Origin of the sequence: Mesoplasma syrphidae, from assembly GCF_002843565.1 — a bacterium.
GTDB lineage: Bacteria > Bacillota_I > Bacilli_A > Mycoplasmatales > Mycoplasmataceae > Tullyiplasma > Tullyiplasma syrphidae.
Genome location: NZ_CP025257.1, coordinates 563,271 through 582,859, shown reverse-complemented (window position 1 = coordinate 582,859; position 19,589 = coordinate 563,271). Strand labels below are relative to the sequence as shown.

Genomic DNA, 19,589 nt, shown 5'->3' with positions numbered 1-19,589 from the left:
TCTATGAAAAAAATAAATATTATTGGCGCTGGTCTTTCAGGAACGGAAGCAGCATATCAATTAGCTAAAAAAGGCTATTTTGTTAATCTATATGAAGTTAAGCGTTTAAAAAGAAATTCGGTCCAGGTTACTAATAACTTGGCCGAATTAGTTTGCTCTAATTCATTGAGAAGCGATGATTTATTAAATGCGGTGGGAACCTTAAAAGAAGAAATGCGCTTGTTAGATTCTTTAATTATAAAAGCAGCAGAATTTGCAAGAGTTCCTGCAGGAGGTTCTTTAGCAGTTGATCGCGAAAAGTTTTCTGAGTACGTAACTGATGCAATATCTACTAATCCTAAAATAAAAATTATTGATCAGGAAGTTAGTGAGTTTGAACATAATACTGTAACATTAGTTGCCTCAGGACCTTTGACAACTGAAAGCATGCAAAATCAAATAAATAATTTGCTTGGAAAAGATGATTTTTATTTTTATGATGCTGTAGCACCAATTATTACAAAAGATTCAATCAATATGAATATTGCATTTAAAAAAAATCGCTATGAGAAAGGTGATACTGAAGACTACATAAATTGCCCAATGACAAAAAGCCAATATGAGCATTTTTATAATGAACTTATTAGTGCTGAACTTGCAATTGGACATTTAGAAGGCGAAGATTCCTTTAAATATTTTGAGGGTTGTATGCCAGTTGAAGGCATGGCCAAAAGAGGAGAAAAAACTTTATTGTTTGGACCAATGAAACCTCAAGGCTTACGTAATTTGGATGGGACAACTAATTATGCTGTTGTTCAACTACGTCAAGACGATGCCAAAGATAGTTTATATAATATTGTGGGATTTCAAACAAATTTAAAATGGGCTGAGCAAAAACGAGTTTTTAGCTTAATTCCGGGATTGGAAAGTGCCAATTTTGTAAGATATGGAGTTATGCACAAAAATAACTTTATTAACTCCCCTAAAGTATTGAACAATTTTTTACAGTTAAAAACTGATCCTAATATTTTCTTTGCTGGACAAATTACTGGAGTCGAAGGATACGTTGAATCAACTGTCACTGGAATTATTGCTGCAATTAACATTGATAAATATTTGAAAAAACAAGATATGATTGTTCCACCAACAACTACAGTGACAGGTTCTTTAATAAATTACATTAATAAAGCTTCAACTACTAATTTTCAACCAATGAAAGCTAATTGAGGAATTATTGAAGAAATTGATATTGATAAACGAAGTGGAAAGAATGCCAAAAAAGAAGCATATTCTAATAGAGCGTTGGCCGCAATGAAAGATTTTATCAGTAAAATTTAAATTATAAGGAGATCAAATGTTAAACCGCCATGATTCTATATTTTGAGTTTATTTTAACGAATTAGCTAGAAGCACTTCAAACCCAATTTACAAAAAAAATAGTTTGGATTTGAAAACTCGAGTAAATGAAATTTTTAATGTAACTTATTATGGAATTTTTCAGTACCAACTGGTAAAGGGAGAAGCAATTTCACTGATTCAATCTGAAAAAATTAAAGATCTTTCGCAGTATATTATTGATAACTATAAAATTTTACATATGTTTGCATATCAAAATAAAACTCAAGTTAGTAAGTACTCTAATATTACTGAAAATGATCGTCTATTTCTGTCTGAGACTATTGAAAAAATTGTTATTCCTTATATTAATGAAAATTCCTTTTATAGCAAAAAAACTTTTGTAGACATTCCAAATGCTAAATTTACTATTCTAACAACCTTGGCATTTAAACATGAATATGATATAAACTATATAAATTCAAGTCAGTCAAGACAAATATTTCATGGATTAAGCTATCCATTTTTAATAACAATGCTAATTTGTGACGTAACAAACCCCGAAGGAATGTTTGAGCGAATCAAAAAAATTTACACACCTGCAAATATTGATAAAGCTTTATTGTATGGAAGAAATTTGACTAATGAGGAACACGAGTATATTTCACCTGAGTTAGAAAAAATTAACCATGAGGATGATTTCTTTGGATTTATTATAAACTTTAAAGAAACAGAATGAAAGCAATTAACTTTAAATGAGCGCTATAAGTATTTGTTCCAATTGTCAAAGTATACGGCAATATTTCTAAAAGAAAATATTAAGTCTATTGAGGCATTTGGTAATGAGGAAGAAGTTTTGGAATTGATTTACAATTATTTACCAGTTCTGTTAACTACAAAACAAGAAGATTTGGAAGTAGAATTAAATACCTTGGATATTTCAAAAATTCAAGTTAAAGATTTTTTGTTACCTTATTTAAATAAGGATCAAAATATTCAGCAAATTTTGCAACATTTGAGAACTGTTAAGGAGTATAAAACTTTACGTTTTGAAGTAGAAGATTTAATTGAATTTATGTTCAACGTTAAATACTCAACTTCCTATTTAGAGTTAGTCTACCGAACAAAAAGAAATAACGGTATTATTGGAGATTTTTTAATTGATAATAAAAAGGTGGCAATTGCCAATACTCTAAAGTTTTATAAAGAAAACAAAAGTGAAGCATATGATTTTGTTTATGGAAATGTAAAGTATAACATGATTAATTTGGACATCAAAAATTTAGAACATTTAATATCACCAGTCAAAAGATTTCAAGAACTGGCAAACAAAAATTCTGAAATGAGCATCATGCTTCGAACTTTATCACTAGTGCTATCAATGGAGCCTAAAACTGCTCGTCAATTTGGATATTCGTGACAAATTTTGATTAAATATTATATTATCATTTTTGGTCCTTATAAAAAACAAAAGGCAGTTTTTGATGTTAAAACATTTAAAATAATTGAAACTAAAATTAGCAACCTTCTTGAACAATATGAATTTCTAAAACAAAAAGAATTAGTAATTGATTCGCTCTATTTAATCTATAAATTGGCAAATTTCAAAAATTAATTTTTTTTAAATCTTTAAATTCCATAATAAAAATGGTATATTTTTATTATGGAATTAATTATGCCCATGTAGCTCAGTTGGATAGAGCACGCGCCTTCTAAGCGTGAGGTCGGAAGTTCGAGCCTTCTCGTGGGCACCACTTTAGAAAAGACAGTCGTGCTTAGGCATGATTTTTTATTTATTAAACGGAAAGAGGAAGTTATATGAATTTTTATGACGAGATAATTCTCGAAATTAGTGAGTTAATTAATAATAGTGATTATCATCAAGCAATGACTATAATTAGTCAAGAATTAGCTATGCCATATATTCCTGCTGAGGTTGAATTGAAACTGTTGCAATTTAAAAAGCAAATTTTAAATTTAAGTGACGGCTTGATTAAAAATAGTGGTGCTCAAACTTTCAGTATTGAAAATATTCAAAAAATGTTGAATAATGAAAATGACATAATTAGTCAAACAATAGCGATTAATAATATTGATAAAGTCAATATTCGTTTAATTGTTGATGATATAAAAAAATACTTATTAAATCCAAAAGTTGCATCTCAAAATAAAACTTTTTTGCTATTTGCTTTATTGAAACAAGATTTTGATATGGAATTGGAAATGTTTAAAAACAGTGAGCATTTTACTATTAATCCAATTGAGCTAAGTGTTGAAAAAATTGATAAGGAGATTCAAGCAATTAAAAGTATAGTTGATCAGTCCTTGGGACAGGAAAATCCTTCATTAGCTGAAATAGCGACTACAAGTTTATTTTTATATTTTTTCTATAGTTTTCCCAAAGTAGCTTTAGAGCAAACTCATGAGGCAGCAGCAGCAATTATTTATTTAGCCCATGAAATGTCTGGTTTGGATTATAAAATAGAAGAAACAACTAAGTGATTTAAAATTGACTTGGAAGTTACTAAGCAATATATCCAACAAATTAAAGAAAGCGGGGCTTTGGAAAATGCAACAAATTAATTTTGAACTTAAGGATTATGAAAATTTTAATGATTACAATGATTTGATGGTTCAAGCTTTTGGGATTGGATGCTCTTTATGTGAGTCTCCTGAAATTATTCTAGTTTTAAAAGACGGCCCTATTCCAATAGGTCGTTTAATTAAGCAACAATATAAAACTTTAACAGATCAAGAGGTGGAATCTTTAATTGAAAAGCCTTTGCAACAATGACAAAAATTTGATGATCAAAATTCAGAAATTTTGAAGCCGACTTTTTTATGCGCTGAATGCTTCAACACCTTAAATATAGAGAGGAAATAGTAATTGTGAAAGAGAAAAGAAATTTAAAATTATTTGAATTTTTAACAATTTTTACAACTGTAGTTGGAACCATGGTTGGCGTTGGCATTTATGTTAAGAACGATAATGGAGCTGGACACGTTTTAAATATAGTTCAGAATCCTTATATAGCAATTATTTTATGAATATTTATGGGAACAATTGTAGTTTCTCTAATGATTGTTTTTTTAGAAATTGCCTCATCGACTTTGAAAACCGGGAATGGAACAGTTGCTGCTTGAATTAATATTTTTATAGGACGAAGATTAGCTTCAATGGCATCACTGTTTTATATCTTTATTTATTTGCCAGTCAACTATGGTTTTTTTGCAATTTTGATTGTTCAATATGTCATTACTGCAGCTGGAGCTGAACTTCAACAATCTAATCAACTGCTAATTTTTTTGGGGTGTGGGATTTTTATGCTAGCCTTGTCAGCTTATGTAAATTCTTATAAAAGAATGGCTGGCAAAAAAGTTCAAATTTATGGTACATTTTTAAAATTTATTCCTTTGCTTTTAGTATTCATTGCCCTATTTATTCCAGACAGAATATGAGGAGTTATTTTTAACACTCAAAATGCAATTCCGGGAAATGGTGGAGAATTGCCATCATGAAATACATCATTTGAAAATATCAATGGAGCAATGATTTTAGCGGGATTTTCACCAATTTTTTTTGCATTTACTGGATTTGTCTATGCAGCAAACATGCAAGCGGAAACTCAAAATAAATCAATCGTATCAAAAGCAATTTTATCTGGAGTTATTTTTGTTGCATTTTTCTATGCATTACTAGCAGCAGCATTATTCTTAGGATCAAAAGATGGATCAGTTGTGGGTTTTTTTGAATATATGTTTAATGGATTCAAAGACATTGAGAATATCAATCCTAGTGTTCGTCAAGCATCAATTTTAACGGCAAATGTTATTTTGGTTATGGTATCTTTTTTGGGGTTAAATAGTTATACCTTAATTGGCCCCAACTTTGCACATACTGATATTAATGAAGGCTTATTATTTTTTAATAATAAAAAAATTAAACGTACTACAGCAGGCATTTTACAAATGCTAATTTCGGTTGTTTTTTATATTCCGATGGTAGCAACTTCAATTTTAGTAAAAAATCAACCGACCTTTTTGTATGATCAAATTAGCAATGTGGCCTCAATGTTGGATTTCTTTTTGTATCTTGTTTTAGTGATTGCAGCTGTCAAAAATCGTTTTAGCAAAAAAGTTTCAGTAGATAAAGTTAAAACATGAGTCTTTTTTGCTTGCTCAACGTATGCAATCACTACTTTAAGCATTTTATGTGGGTATTCATTCTATAATTACTTTACTGAAGACGCAGTTTTAGCAATTGTTTTTGGAGTTATTATTGTAGTGATCTTAGGAATATTTACCATTAACGAAATTCTTTTGAATAAATCCAAAAATAATTGCAAAAATGAGCAGTTAACTGAAATTAACAAGGATAAACCAAGTAAAATATATAAAGAATATAAAGATTAAAATTCCAAAGGAGGAAAAGCAATGAAATTTATCGATACTGCTAAATTTAGTATAAAAGCTGGTAAAGGTGGAGATGGTGCAGTAAGTTTCCATCACGCGCTTTTTGTTCCGAATGGAGGTCCAAATGGTGGTGATGGCGGTAAAGGTGGAGATGTCATTTTTGAAGCCGATGGTGGTAAACATTCTTTATTGGATTTAAAACTTCAAAAAACTTATGCTGGCCAAGATGGTGGTAAAGGTGACATTAAAAATATGCATGGTGCTCATGGAGAAGATCGCATAGTTAGAGTTCCAGTGGGAACATTAATAATTGATATTAACACTGGCTTAATTTTAGCGGATTTGGATGAAGATAAAAAACGGATTATTGTTGCCAAAGGCGGTAAAGGTGGTAAAGGAAATGCCCGTTTTGCTAACTCACGTAATAAGGCACCTACTATTTTTGAGGCAGGAGAACTTGGCGATGAATATCAAGTTCGCGCAGAGCTAAAAGTTTTAGCTGATGTTGGTTTTGTAGGATTACCCAATGCTGGTAAATCAACATTATTGCGCGCAATTTCAAATTCAAAACCAGAGGTTGCTGATTATGCTTTCACAACTTTAAATCCTCAATTGGGAGTAGCAAAAACTATTAATGGTGAAACATTTACAGTTGCTGATTTACCAGGATTAATTGAAGGAGCAAGTTTAGGAAGAGGACTTGGTCATCAATTTTTGAAACATATTGAAAGATGTCGTGTTATTTGTCATGTAATTGATATGTCAGGTAATTATGGTCAAGAAAATATTATTAGAAACTACGAATTGATTCGTAAAGAGCTGCGTGAGTATAATTTAAATATAGATCAGCGACCAGAAATTATTGTAGCTAATAAAATGGATCTTGATGAAGCCCAAATTAATATGATGGATGAAGAAATTATTGAGTATTTTAAAGATAAAAATTTGATTCAAGTATCTGGAATCAATAAAGGCAATACACAAGAATTGTTATTAGCCATTGCCAAACAATTGGAAACCGCCAAGTATATTCCTTTATGAGAGATGGATGGGGAAATTGCCTCCGATGTTAAAATTTATACTTTTGATGAAAAAGAGGAAGACATTCAAGTTATTAATCGTGGAAATGGTCGTTGAGAAATCGCTGGAGATACAGTTTTTAAAATTTATCAAAAATTACCAATTTGAACGCATGATAACTTGTTATTGTTCAATGAAAAGTTAAAAAATATTGGAGTTTATGAACAACTACGTGAACGTGGTATTCAAAAAGGAGACGTTGTAAAAGTCTTTGAATATGAAATGGAGTGAATGGATTAACATGAAATTAGAAAATTATTTGGACTACTTAGTTGAATTTATTCAACAAACAGTCAAAAAAGCAAATGCTAAGGGAGTAATTGTTGGAATTTCGGGAGGAATTGATTCGGCTGTTGTTGCGAATCTTGCCAAAAAGGCATTTCCCGATAACTATTTAACAGTATGGATGCCAATTAATTCTAGTCAAGAAGATTTCGATTGTGCCGAAGAACTAATTGAAAAAAATAATTTAAAGGCAGTTAGTGTTGATTTAAAGGCAACTTTTGAGCAATTTAAGACAACAATTAATGAAATTAATGAAAATTCAGTTTTAGCACTTGCAAATGCTAAGGCTCGTTTACGAATGACAACACTTTACACTTTGGCTCAAACAAATGAATATTTGGTTTTAGGAACTGATAATTTAAATGAATGACACATGGGATATTTTACAAAATTTGGAGATGGTGGAGTAGATGCGGTTCCAATTATTCACTTATTAAAAAGCGAAGTTAGAGCAGCTGCAAAAATTTTGAATGTACCAACTTCTATTATTGAGCGTGCTCCGACTGCGGGATTATGAGAAGGTCAAACTGATGAAAAAGAAATTGGCTATTCCTATGAAGAAATTGATCAGTATTTATTGGGACAAAATACCAATCAAGGTTTGAAAACAAGAATTGATCATTTGCACAAGATAAGTGAACATAAACGTAATATTGCAATTACACCTTTAGAATTTAAAAGAGAACAAAAATAGCAACCAAGTGGTTGTTATTTTTGTTTAAATGATAAAATAATATATATAAACAAATTGTAGGTGGTAAAAATGATTTTAGGTATTTTAAATAATCCTGATGCAGGAATCAATATTTTTGGAATTCCAATTTCATTTGCACTAATCTTTTATACATTTGTAATTTTGGCAGGATTTGCACTATTGATTTATTTATTAAATTTATTTTTGCGCAAAAATGAATTAAAAAAGGCAACCAAAGTTAATGACGAGCAGTTCATTAAAATTACTACTTTGGAAGCATCAAAAGCTAATATCGACACTGAAATTGCATCAATTATTAAAGACCGTAAAGAATTAACTAAAATAGAACATCAAGGAGAATAAATATGGATAACTCATTACAAGAATTTGATATAACTAGTAATCAACAGTCAAACCCATCACTTGCTCGTTCAAATAATTTTAGAGGCCGTTATAATCAAAATCATCACGTAAAAGAACTGACACCTAATTTTACAAAGAAAGAATTAGACGCTGTTGAGATTCCAAATGAAATTGCTAAAGAAATTCGTTTAGAAAAATATAGAATCTTTGGAATTAACTTGCTGGGAATGTTATGCTCATTTGTGGCAGCTTTTTTTATTGGCTTAGCGATGATTAAAAAGGATGGTAATAATTTTTTAAATATTGCTGATGAGTATATCCCATCGCCTGTAGGAATGTTTTTTTTATTAGGATTTGGAGTTTTTTGTTTAATGATTGCATTTGTTGATTATCGTCACATTATTTTAGATGTTAAACGCTATAAAAGTGACATCTTAATGGGAAAAGAGAAAATTCCTCATTTTTTAATTCGAAACTATAAGTCATTGGTAACAAGACCATATTATGTAAACTGAATTGCTTTTTCTGTTTATTTTTTTGGAGCAATTACTATTGGAATAATGTATGCTATTAAGGCAGCTACAAAAAATAATCAAAATCCGCTAGAAATGAATACAGAAATAATTATTATGATTTGTGTATTAATAATAACTTTAATTATTCAATCTTTATCGCTAATCTTTACGCGTTTGAGAAAAGGAAATATTGATGTTTATTATGGTTATGATATTGTCCCTTTTGAAGAAACAAAAGAATTGCGAAAACGTGCTAATCGTACATGCCTAATTATATTTTTTGGTTTCTTGGCAGTTATTTTGTGTTTCGTTGTTATTCCAATGATGATTATTAGAAAACGTTCTGGTAAAAAAATACTACCATTTATTTAAAAAAAGCAGTATTCAAAAGCTGCTTTTTTAATTAGCACTCAACCCTTGACTTTGCCAATTTTTAAAGATAAAATATTTAAGAATTAAATAAATTCAAATTAATGGAGGTATTATTATGGAATTTCAAGAAAAGGGAAAAGAAGTAGACGCATTAAAAAAATATACTCGAGATTTGACTAAAAATGCTCGTGATGGAAAAATTGATCCCATAATCGGAAGAGATGAAGAAATCTTGCGAATTATACGTATTTTATCTAGAAAAACTAAAAATAATCCAGTTTTAATTGGAGAACCTGGTGTTGGTAAAACAGCCGTGATTGAAGGTCTTGCTCAACGTATTGTTAAAGGAGATGTTCCAGCAATTCTAAAAGATAAAAAAATCCTGGAACTTGATATGGGAAGTTTAATGGCTGGGGCGATGTATCTAGGAGATTATGAATCTCGTGTTAAAGGAATTGTTAATGAAATTAAGCAATCAAATGGTGAAATAATTTTATTTATTGATGAGTTACATTTAATCGTTGGAGCTGGTAAAACAGGTGGTGGAAATGGAATGGATGTCTCTAATCTACTAAAACCAGCGTTGGCAAGAGGAGAATTAAAAGCCATCGGAGCAACCACCTTAAATGAATATCGAGAATATATCGAAAAAGATGCGGCTTTGGAAAGACGTTTTCAAAAAGTGCTGGTTCAAGAACCCACTTCTGAAGAAACAATATCAATTTTGAGAGGGTTAAAAGATCGTTTTGAAACATATCATGGAGTTAGAATTCATGATAATGCCATTGTAGCTGCAGCTGAGCTTTCTTCAAGATATATTGCTGATCGTTTTTTACCTGATAAAGCAATTGATTTAGTTGATGAAGCATCAGCTACAATTAAAACTGAGTTAGCCTCAGTTCCAACTGAATTAGATCAAATTAATCGAAAAGTTATGCAGTTAGAAATTGAAAGTTCTGCACTTTCAAAAGAAAAAGATGATAAGTCTAAAGAACGTTTGAATGAAGCTCAAGAAGAATTAAAAAGTTTGAAGGAGCGTCAAGTTATTTTGAATGACGAATGAGAAAAAGAAAAGGCTGAATTGAATAAAATTAATTCATATAAGTCAACTATTGAAAATTTACGTAACGACCTTGAAAAGGCTCAAACTGAAGGTAACTATCAACGCGCAGGAGAAATTCAATACTCACTACTTCCAGCAGTTGAAAAACAGTTGGTAGATGCAGAAAAAGCATCTAATAATAAAATGTTAAGTGAGGAAGTGACAGAACAGGACATTGCTAAAATTGTGGCTCGTTGAACTGGAATTCCAGTTGATAAATTAGTTGAGGGTGAAAAAAATAAGCTTTTAAAAATGAATAGCATTTTAAGAGAATCTGTAAAGGGTCAAGATGAAGCTCTAGAAGTAGTTTCAGAAGCAATCTTAAGAAGTAGAAGTGGAATCAAAGATCCTGAAAAACCAATCGGCTCATTTCTATTTTTGGGTCCGACAGGAGTTGGAAAAACAGAAGTCGCTCGTTCACTAGCAGATTTAATGTTTAATTCACCAAAACGAATGATTAGATTTGATATGAGCGAGTATATGGAAAAACAATCGGTATCTAAATTAATTGGAGCGCCTCCAGGTTATGTTGGGTATCAAGAAGGGGGACGATTGACTGAAGCTGTTCGTCGAAATCCCTATTCAATTATTCTTTTTGATGAAGTTGAAAAAGCTCATCCAGATGTTTTTAATGTGCTTTTACAAGTGTTAGATGAGGGGCGTATTACAGACTCATTAGGCAAAACGGTAGATTTTAAAAATACTATTATTATAATGACATCAAATTTGGGAAGCGAATATATGTTAAATGCCACAAAACCAGAAGAAATCAATATTGAGTTAATCAATAAGCAACTTCAACAACATTTTCGTCCTGAATTTTTAAACAGAATTGATAATATCGTAATGTTTAATCCATTATCAAAAGAAGTTGTAAATGAAATAATTGAAAAACTGTTAAACGAGTTAAAGATTCGCTTAGAAAAAGATAAAAGCTATTTAGTTTCATTTTCACAAGCAACAAAGGACAAAATTTTAAATGAAGGATTTGATAGACAATATGGTGCAAGACCGATTAAGCGTTTTATTGAAAAAAATATTGAAACTCTGTTGGCAAAAAATATTATTCAAGGAACAATTGAAGAAAATAAAAAATATGTAATTGACGTAAATCAATCAAATGAGTTTGTGCTTGAAAATTCACTGAAATTAAATTAAAATTAGCAATATAGATTTAAGAGTGCTAAAATATTAATAGATTGGGTGATAAAATGCTAACGGAAAGACAATCCTTAATTTTAAAAGTAATTATCAAAGACTACATTGATAAAAATCAACCGGTTGGTTCGAAGCGTATTTTAGAGCTTTTGGGAATTAACATTTCTTCAGCGACAATTCGTAATGATTCAGCAATTTTAGAAGAAAAAGGTTACTTAGAAAAACAACATACATCTTCAGGAAGAATTCCATCGACTAATGGTTATCGTTACTATGTTGATTATTTAATGGAGCGAACTGAAAATGAGGATTTGAAGGAGTATTTAAAAACTATCTTTCATTCCCGTGGAATTGGAATTGATAATGTATTAGATGAGGCTTCAAAGATTATTAGCGAATTAACTAAGATGACGGCAATTGTTTCTAAAAAGGAAAATTTAAATGATGTGGTTTTAAAGAAAATAGATTTAGTGCCACTTTCAAATACAATGGCTTCTGTGATCTTTGTCTTATCAAATGGAACAATTCAAAAGAAAGTTTTCAATTTGGAAAATGTCTCATTAAATGATTTAGCGATTTCAATTAAATTGTTTTCTGATAACTTAATTGAAACAAATATTCAAGAAATTGAGGCAATGGCTGAAACTATTAAACCAATTCTTGAAGAGAGTGTGAAAAATTATGAATATGTTTTGCAAACTTTTTTAAAAACAATTTTGCAAGGCAAAGATGAAAAAAAAGAGATTTTTGGAATGAAGTATATGCTAGAAAATCCCGAGTTTAATGATACTCAAAAGATTAAAAATATTATTAATTTAATGGATAAAATATCGCCATTTGATTGATATGAAGTAACATATGAATCAAATCAGCAAAAGAATAAAATTAGCACTAAGATTGGCTCAGAAATATCAGATGACAATGATGATATTGCAATTTTAGGAACTGAATTTATTACTAAAGATGGTACTACAACGTCATTAACACTTGTTGGACCAAAACGTGTTGATTATTCACAGGCAAATCAATTAATTGAAATGTTGATTGATATTATTAATGGAAATGGAGATACATAACATGGCTGAAAAAAATAAAAAGAACGAAAATATTCAAGAAAATTTAAATGATGATAGCTTGAATAATAATGAAAATGAAACTGTTGAAACTATCGATGAAATTTTGAATACAGATCAGGTATTAGCTGAAAAAGACGATTTAATTGCAGAACTTAATCAACAATTAAATGAACAAAAATTGTTAAGAGCAGCAGACATTGATAATTTGAATAAGTTTAATACAAAAAGGCTAATTGAGATTCGCAAATATGGAGCGAGTGACTTGGCGATGGAACTTATTAAACCAATTGATTTATTGAAAAAGGTAGTTGAAAGTTTGCAAGGAAATGAAGCTTTTAAAAATTATTTAACGGGTTTCGAAATGGTTGTTCGTCAAATGGAACAGGCACTCGAAAATAATGGAATTACTTTAATTGATGTAAAACCCGGAGATGAATTTGATGATCAAATTCATAATGCTAATGAAGCAGTTGAAGGAACAAAGTTTTCTGAAAACACAATTATTGAAATTATCAGTAACGGATATAAAATTCATGATCGAGTTTTAGTACATGCACTTGTGAAAGTAGCAAAATAGAAAAAGGGAGAAATATATTATGGCTAAGGAAAAAATTATAGGAATTGATTTAGGAACAACTAACTCTGTTGTTTCAGTGATGGAGGGTGGACAACCAATTATTTTGGAAAACCCTGAAGGACAAAGAACAACAGCTTCTGTTGTAGCTTTTAAAAATGAAGATATTATTGTTGGAGGAGCAGCAAAACGTCAAGCAGTTACTAATCCAAATGTGGTGATTTCAGTTAAATCAAAAATGGGATCAGCTGAAAAAGTTCATGTAAATAATAAAGACTATACACCAGAACAAATTTCAGCTGAAATATTAAGATATATGAAAAAATATGCTGAAGATAAGTTGGGAGAAAAAATTACTAAGGCAGTAATTACTGTTCCTGCCTACTTTAATGATGCTCAGCGTAAAGCAACTAAAGATGCTGGAAAAATTGCTGGGTTAGATGTTGAGAGAATTATCAATGAACCAACTGCAGCAGCATTGGCCTATGGATTAGATAAACAAGACAAAGAACAAAAAGTGTTAGTTTATGATTTAGGAGGAGGAACATTCGATGTTTCTATCTTAGAATTAGCAGATGGAACATATGAAGTTTTATCAACAAGTGGAGATAACAAACTTGGTGGAGATGACTTTGATCAAAAAATTATTGACTGACTTGTTGAAAAAATTAAGGCTGAATCAAGCGTAGATTTAAAAAATGAAAAAATGGCATTGCAAAGATTGAAAGATGAAGCTGAGAAGGCAAAAATTAACTTATCTTCACAATTGGAAGTTGAAATTAACTTACCATTTATCGCAATGAATGCAGCAGGACCTGTTTCATTTTCTACAACACTAACTAGAAGCGAATTTGACAAGTTAACTAAATCATTAGTTGACAGAACTTCTAAGCCAGTTCAGGATGCTTTATCAGCTGCAAAATTATCAGCATCCGACATTGATGAAATTTTACTAGTTGGAGGATCAACAAGAATTCCAGCTGTTCAAGCTTTAGTTAAGTCTTTATTGAAAAAAGAACCTAACCGTACCATTAACCCAGATGAAGTTGTTGCTATGGGAGCAGCAATTCAAGGAGGAGTTTTAGCTGGAGATGTAACTGACGTTTTATTATTAGACGTAACTCCGCTATCATTAGGAATTGAAACAATGGGAGGGGTATTTACTAAGTTGATTGAGAGAAATACAACAATCCCAACAGAGAAATCGCAAATTTTTTCAACAGCAGTTGATAACCAACCAGCAGTTGATATTAATATTTTACAAGGTGAAAGACCAATGGCAGCTGATAACAAATCATTAGGACAATTCCAATTAACTGGAATTAAACCAGCTCCAAAAGGAACTCCACAAATTGAAGTAACATTTAAAATTGATGTTAATGGTATTGTAAGTGTTACTGCCAAAGATAAGCAAACTAATGAAGAAAAAACAATTACAATTTCTAATTCAGGTTCGTTAAGTGATGAAGAAATTGAAAAAATGATCAAAGAAGCACAAGATAATGCTGAAGCTGATGAACTAAAACGTAAACAAATTGAATTGAAAAATAAAGCTGAAAGTTATATCAATATTATGGAATCAAGTATTGCTGAAGCAGGAGATAAAATTCCAGCTGAACAAAAAACTGAATCTGAAAAAATGATTTCAGAAATTAAAGAATTATTAGAAAAAGAAGACTATTCTCAATTAGAACAAAAAATGCAAGAATTAGAGCAAGCAATGACAGCTGCTGCAGATTTTGCAAACCAACAATCAACGCCTGAAGCTTCAGATAATTCTGACAATTCAGAAAATAATTAAAATTTTAAAAACTAACATTGGTTAGTTTTTAATTTATAGAAAGGTAATTTTATGGCAGAAAAAAGAGATTACTATGAAGTTTTAGGAGTTAGTAAAACTGCTACTGAACAGGAAATAAAGAAGGCTTATCGAACATTAGCAAAACAATATCATCCAGATGTTAATAAGGCTCAAGATGCTGAAGAAAAATTTAAAGAAATTAATGAGGCAGCATCGATTTTATTAGATGCTGAAAAACGTGAGAAATATGATCGTTTTGGACATGCTGGTGTTGATGGTCAAGCTGGTAGTGGTTTTTCAGGATTTGAAGACTTCTTTGGAGGTGGATCTTCATTTTTCGGAGATATGTTTGGGGATATGTTTGGTACTAATCAACAACAACGTCGTGGGCCCGCGCGCGGAGAAGACATTGTCATTGAATTAACATTAAATTTTAAAGAATTAATGTTTGGTGCTAATCGTGAGGTAACCTTAAATCTATTAACAAAATGTCAGCTATGTAATGGAATTGGAGCACCAAATGCTTCAGATATTCATACATGCCAACGTTGTGGTGGAAAAGGAACAATCTTAAGCCATCAACAGATGGGACCATTCCAGTTTCAATCACAAGCTACTTGTCCTGAATGTCGCGGAATGGGAAAACGTATCGATAACAAATGTCGTGATTGTAATGGGCATGGTAAAACTAAACGTAAGCGTTCAATTGATATTCCGGTACCCCGTGGAATGCGTCCAGGGCAACAAATGATTTTGCAAGGATATGGTCATGCTTGTGAAACAGAGGGGCCAAATGGAAATATATATGTAAATATTAAAGTTGCATCTTCAAAAACATTCTCAATACTTGGTAGTTCAGATGTGTTGATGAGATATAATATTAGTTACTTAGATGCAATTTTGGGAAACCAAATAACAATCGATACCTACGAAGGACAAATTAAGGTTAAAGTTCCTAAAGGAATTAATTCTGGTGAAAAAATAAAAGTTCCAAATCGTGGTCTTTATAAAGATACTAAACATGAAAAACGAGGAGATCTTGTAATTCAAGTTAATATTGCTGTGCCAACCTCAATTTCTAAAAAGGAAAAAGAACTTTTTGAAAAAATTGAACAAGAAACAGATTTCAAAACAAGAAATATATTAGAATAGTATTTCTAAATGCCAAAGTTTATAAGTTTAATGTAAAATAAATTTATAAACTTAATAAGAAAACTTATATAATCCTGCATAATGGGCAGGAGTCTCTACCTTGCACCGATGTAAGATTATGAGTTATAAAGCTAACAAAGCTGTGTTTTCGTATGAATTACAGATGTTAGTTTTTTCTTTTCTTGTTTTTTTATTATTTTTATACATTGAAAGGGCACCATGAATTTAGAAAATAAAAAAACACTAAATCAATCAAAATTATCAGAAGACAGCTTTCCTGATTTTGGAACAGAAACTTCAGAACAAACAGCAATTCGCAATGCCCAAAATTTCAAATTTAGTAACAATCGTGGAATTGCCGCTATTGAAAAATATTTTAAATTTGATACTTTGGGAGCAACAATGAAAAAAGAGATTTGAGGAGGGCTAGCAACTTTCTTATCTTTGATTTATATTTTGTCGCTAAATCCATCAATCTTGGGAGAGTCAAATTCTATTAATTCTGAACTAGCAAAAATGAACTACTTTGGAATTTTTTTAGCAACAGCAATTGCTTCAGGAATAGCATCAATTGTAATGGGATTGTTTGCAAATGTTCCGATTGCAGTTTCAACCAGTATGGGAATGAATGCAATGTTTACCTTCAACATTGCCAATAGAGGATTAGGTTATGAAGGGGGATTAATTGTTGTACTAATATCATCGATTATATTTACGATTATTTCTATAACACCGTTACGAACAATTATCATTAAAGCAATGCCAAAAGGTTTAATGATTGCATTTGCAATTGGTATTGGATTTTTTATAACCTATGTTGGATTAGCAAATATGGGGTGGTACAAAACTGCCGAAGCCAGCAGTATACCATCAGCTGCTTTGGCATCATTTAAGACAAATTTTATCCCGATTTTATTGGGGATGGGTTGCTTAGGAATAATTCTTATATTACATTTTAAAAAGGTTCCTGGTGCAGTTGCAATTGGAATTTTAAGTATGGCAACTGTGGCAATTATTATTGCAAATACTTTGCCAAATAGTCATGCTCTTGTTTCTAATAATGGAGCTTTAGCAAACTCAAATTTTCGATTAGATGGAAATGCTTGATCCTATGATTTTAAAGGTTTTAATACAAACTTGGAAAATACTTGGTCTCAATTTACTAACTCCAAAATTTGAACTAATCCGATTACTTATGTTTCAATTTTTGTATTCGTGATTATGAACTTTTTTGATGCAACGGGAACAATAGCTGCAATGAGTAATCAACTAAATAGATATACCAATCAACATAAGGAAATTCCTCACAAAGCATTGGTAATTGATTCAGGAGCAACTGTTGTTGGGGCTTTATTGGGAACGTCACCTGTTAACTCATATGTTGAATCAGGAGCTGGAATTCAGCAAGGAGCTAGAACAGGATTAGCAGCAATTCTAAATGGGATTTTATTCTTTGCTGCGATTGCATTATTTCCAATCTTTAGAGCTGTCCCAGTTTGTGTTAGTGGGGCTGCTTGTGTTTACATTGGAATGATGATGGTTTCAGAACTAAAAGATGTGGAGTGAAAAAAACCAGAGTTTGCGCTTACAACTTTCTTAGTAATTGTATTTATGATTACAACATATTCAATTGCTGAAGGAATTGCTATTGGAACCATTTCATATGTATTTGTTATGGCAGTTACTAAACGTGCCAAACAAATCGGATTTGTAATGTGGACATTAGCCTTATTGTTTATTGTTTATTGGATTGCATTGGCATTTATGCAGGTTTAGTCTTGCTATAAGTGAATATTAAATGATAAAATTAAATTGCTTTATAAAGCAATTTTTTATTTTATATAAAACAAGAAGGAATAAATATGAAAAAGAAAGTTATTGTCGGAATTAGTGGTGGGGTTGATTCATCTGTTGCAGCTTTACTTTTATTACAACAAGGGTACGAAGTTGAAGGTCTCTTTATGAGAAATTGAGATTCTGCTGCAAATAATGATGTAATGGGTAATTCTGAATCACAAGATGAAATTTGTACTCAGGAGCAAGATTATTTTGATGCTAAAGCAGTTGCTGACAAGTTAAAAATTAAATTGCATCGAATTGATTTTATTAAAGAATATTGAGATTACGTATTTGAGTATTTTATCCAGGAATATCAAAAGGGAAGAACACCTAATCCAGATATTTTATGCAACAAATATATTAAATTTGATAAGTTTTTGGACTATGCTTTAAATACTTTAAACGCTGATTATATAGCGATGGGTCATTATGCGGGTGTCCATTTTAATCAAAAAACTGAGCAATATGAAATGATTAGAGCAGTCGATCAAAGTAAAGATCAGACATATTTCTTATGTCAATTAAATCAATATCAATTATCAAAAACATTGTTTCCTTTGCAAGGAATAAAAAAATCAGAAATTCGTCGTTTAGCGTCCGTTAATGGATTAGTTACCGCTGATAAAAAAGATTCAACAGGTATTTGCTTTATTGGAGAAAGAGAGTTTACAAAATTTTTACAAAACTATATTTCTAATCAGCCAGGAGAAATTATTGATATCAAAACTAACAAAGTTTTAGGTCAACATATTGGAGCAATGTATTATACAATAGGCCAAAGAAAAGGACTAAATCTTGGGGGTATGGTCGAACCATATTATGTTGCTGCTAAAGATGTAGATAAAAAAATTATTTATGTTGCACCCGCAAGCGATGAAAATTATTTATTGTCAGAAGAATGTATTGTTAATGAAATTAATTGGACAATTGATATTACAAAATATTTTGATGATGTTAGCAATTTTGAATGTACAGCTAAATTTAGATATCGACAGCCTGATGTTAAAGTCAAAATGCATAAACTGCAGAATGACATTTATCGTGTAGCTTATCCCCAAAAAGTTAAAGCCGTAACTGAAGGCCAAGAGGCAGTTTTTTATTTAAATGAAATTTGTTTGGGTGGAGGAACAATTGAAGCAGTCAAGAGATAGAAAAAAATGCTTTTTTACTTTATAATCATATAAGTAAATTAGCACTAGGAGGAGATTTTTATGGGTGGAACAACAATTGTTTTAATAATTTTACTTATTGTAGTTATTGCTTTTGTAATCTTTACAACGGTTACAGGAAAAAAAGCAAGCAAAAAAGAAAAAGCAAAACGTTATCAAGAGGTAAGAAATAAAATTAAAGAGTATATTGCCACTAATGATAATCGTAAAAATTTAAGAATTGAATTTGAAAAAGTTTTTGCTCGCAAGGGTGCAGAATATAAATATCGTGATGTTTTTGATGTTATTGTGGAGCTGGTTGAACCAAAAACTCAAAAAATAATTGATACGAGAGCCTATGAAATTGAGGGAATTACAACTAAAGTGGATAAAAAGAATTATCGTACAGAGTGAGTTGTCAATACCCTTTTGGAGCTCGAAGACGCAAAACGTCGTATTGCAATTTCTGAAAAAGACATTAAGTTGACTAAAGAAGAAAAACTTGCTTTAAAAAAAGAAGAGAAGCGTCGAGAAAAGGAATTTGCTGAAAAAGAAAAAGCGGAATTAAAAGCTGCTAAACAAGCATCAAAAACTGTAAATAAAAATGAACGCCTTCGAGAAATTGAAAAAATCAATAAACAGATGACTGAAAAATTTGTACCAACAAGAAGAAAAGATTAATTGATAAGGTAGCTTCGCTATC

17 protein-coding genes, 1 tRNA gene and 1 riboswitch are annotated in these 19,589 nt (G+C 30.8%); all 18 genes read left to right on the top strand.

Annotated elements, in window-relative coordinates:
- Window positions 1–3 precede the first annotated feature (3 nt).
- Entirely contained in the window at window positions 4–1,317 is a 1,314-nt protein-coding gene (trmFO, locus tag CXP39_RS02435) for a methylenetetrahydrofolate--tRNA-(uracil(54)-C(5))-methyltransferase (FADH(2)-oxidizing) TrmFO (RefSeq protein WP_027048005.1), read from the top strand.
- Window positions 1,318–1,333: 16 nt separating this feature from the next.
- Window positions 1,334–2,929, top strand: a complete 1,596-nt coding sequence (locus CXP39_RS02430) for a hypothetical protein (RefSeq protein ID WP_027048006.1) — start codon at window positions 1,334–1,336, stop codon at window positions 2,927–2,929.
- A gap of 62 nt (window positions 2,930–2,991) precedes the next feature.
- Window positions 2,992–3,068, top strand: a tRNA-Arg gene (locus CXP39_RS02425).
- Between the two features lie 64 nt (window positions 3,069–3,132).
- Window positions 3,133–3,897 carry a DUF3196 family protein gene (locus CXP39_RS02420; RefSeq protein WP_027048007.1) on the top strand — a complete coding sequence of 255 codons (765 nt, stop codon included), beginning with the start codon at window positions 3,133–3,135 and terminating at the stop codon, window positions 3,895–3,897.
- A complete protein-coding gene (locus tag CXP39_RS02415) occupies window positions 3,884–4,198 on the top strand; it encodes a hypothetical protein (protein ID WP_027048008.1) in 315 nt (104 codons plus the stop codon). The genes CXP39_RS02420 and CXP39_RS02415 overlap by 14 nt, the downstream gene beginning before the upstream one ends.
- Before the next feature lie 5 nt (window positions 4,199–4,203).
- On the top strand, window positions 4,204–5,727 hold the full coding sequence (locus tag CXP39_RS02410) for an APC family permease (protein WP_027048009.1): 1,524 nt from the start codon (window positions 4,204–4,206) through the stop codon (window positions 5,725–5,727).
- A 21-nt stretch (window positions 5,728–5,748) separates the two neighbouring features.
- A complete protein-coding gene (obgE, locus tag CXP39_RS02405) occupies window positions 5,749–7,047 on the top strand; it encodes a GTPase ObgE (protein ID WP_027048010.1) in 1,299 nt (432 codons plus the stop codon).
- Window positions 7,043–7,786: an NAD(+) synthase gene (gene nadE / locus CXP39_RS02400; protein ID WP_169733716.1), complete on the top strand. Its 744-nt coding sequence runs from the start codon at window positions 7,043–7,045 to the stop codon at window positions 7,784–7,786. The genes obgE and nadE overlap by 5 nt, the downstream gene beginning before the upstream one ends.
- Before the next feature lie 69 nt (window positions 7,787–7,855).
- Complete coding sequence (locus tag CXP39_RS02395) at window positions 7,856–8,149, top strand: TIGR04561 family membrane protein (protein WP_027048012.1); 294 nt, start codon at window positions 7,856–7,858, stop codon at window positions 8,147–8,149.
- A 2-nt stretch (window positions 8,150–8,151) separates the two neighbouring features.
- Window positions 8,152–9,036: an MSC_0882 family membrane protein gene (locus CXP39_RS02390; RefSeq protein ID WP_051591844.1), complete on the top strand. Its 885-nt coding sequence runs from the start codon at window positions 8,152–8,154 to the stop codon at window positions 9,034–9,036.
- A 115-nt stretch (window positions 9,037–9,151) separates the two neighbouring features.
- Entirely contained in the window at window positions 9,152–11,296 is a 2,145-nt protein-coding gene (locus tag CXP39_RS02385) for an ATP-dependent Clp protease ATP-binding subunit (protein WP_051591845.1), read from the top strand.
- Between the two features lie 53 nt (window positions 11,297–11,349).
- Complete coding sequence (gene hrcA / locus CXP39_RS02380) at window positions 11,350–12,372, top strand: heat-inducible transcriptional repressor HrcA (RefSeq protein WP_027048013.1); 1,023 nt, start codon at window positions 11,350–11,352, stop codon at window positions 12,370–12,372.
- A 1-nt stretch (window position 12,373) separates the two neighbouring features.
- Window positions 12,374–12,949: a nucleotide exchange factor GrpE gene (locus CXP39_RS02375; protein WP_027048014.1), complete on the top strand. Its 576-nt coding sequence runs from the start codon at window positions 12,374–12,376 to the stop codon at window positions 12,947–12,949.
- Window positions 12,950–12,968: 19 nt separating this feature from the next.
- Window positions 12,969–14,747, top strand: coding sequence for a molecular chaperone DnaK (dnaK, locus tag CXP39_RS02370; RefSeq protein ID WP_027048015.1), 1,779 nt, complete (start codon window positions 12,969–12,971; stop codon window positions 14,745–14,747).
- Window positions 14,748–14,798: 51 nt separating this feature from the next.
- Window positions 14,799–15,899 (top strand): molecular chaperone DnaJ, encoded by a 1,101-nt coding sequence (gene dnaJ / locus CXP39_RS02365; protein ID WP_027048016.1) that lies wholly within the window; start codon window positions 14,799–14,801, stop codon window positions 15,897–15,899.
- A 44-nt stretch (window positions 15,900–15,943) separates the two neighbouring features.
- Window positions 15,944–16,038, top strand: a riboswitch (purine riboswitch).
- An 80-nt stretch (window positions 16,039–16,118) separates the two neighbouring features.
- On the top strand, window positions 16,119–17,675 hold the full coding sequence (locus CXP39_RS02360) for an NCS2 family permease (RefSeq protein WP_051591846.1): 1,557 nt from the start codon (window positions 16,119–16,121) through the stop codon (window positions 17,673–17,675).
- 86 nt (window positions 17,676–17,761) lie between these two features.
- Entirely contained in the window at window positions 17,762–18,889 is a 1,128-nt protein-coding gene (gene mnmA / locus CXP39_RS02355) for a tRNA 2-thiouridine(34) synthase MnmA (protein ID WP_027048018.1), read from the top strand.
- Window positions 18,890–18,949: 60 nt separating this feature from the next.
- On the top strand, window positions 18,950–19,567 hold the full coding sequence (locus CXP39_RS02350) for a hypothetical protein (RefSeq protein ID WP_027048019.1): 618 nt from the start codon (window positions 18,950–18,952) through the stop codon (window positions 19,565–19,567).
- Window positions 19,568–19,589 lie beyond the last annotated feature (22 nt).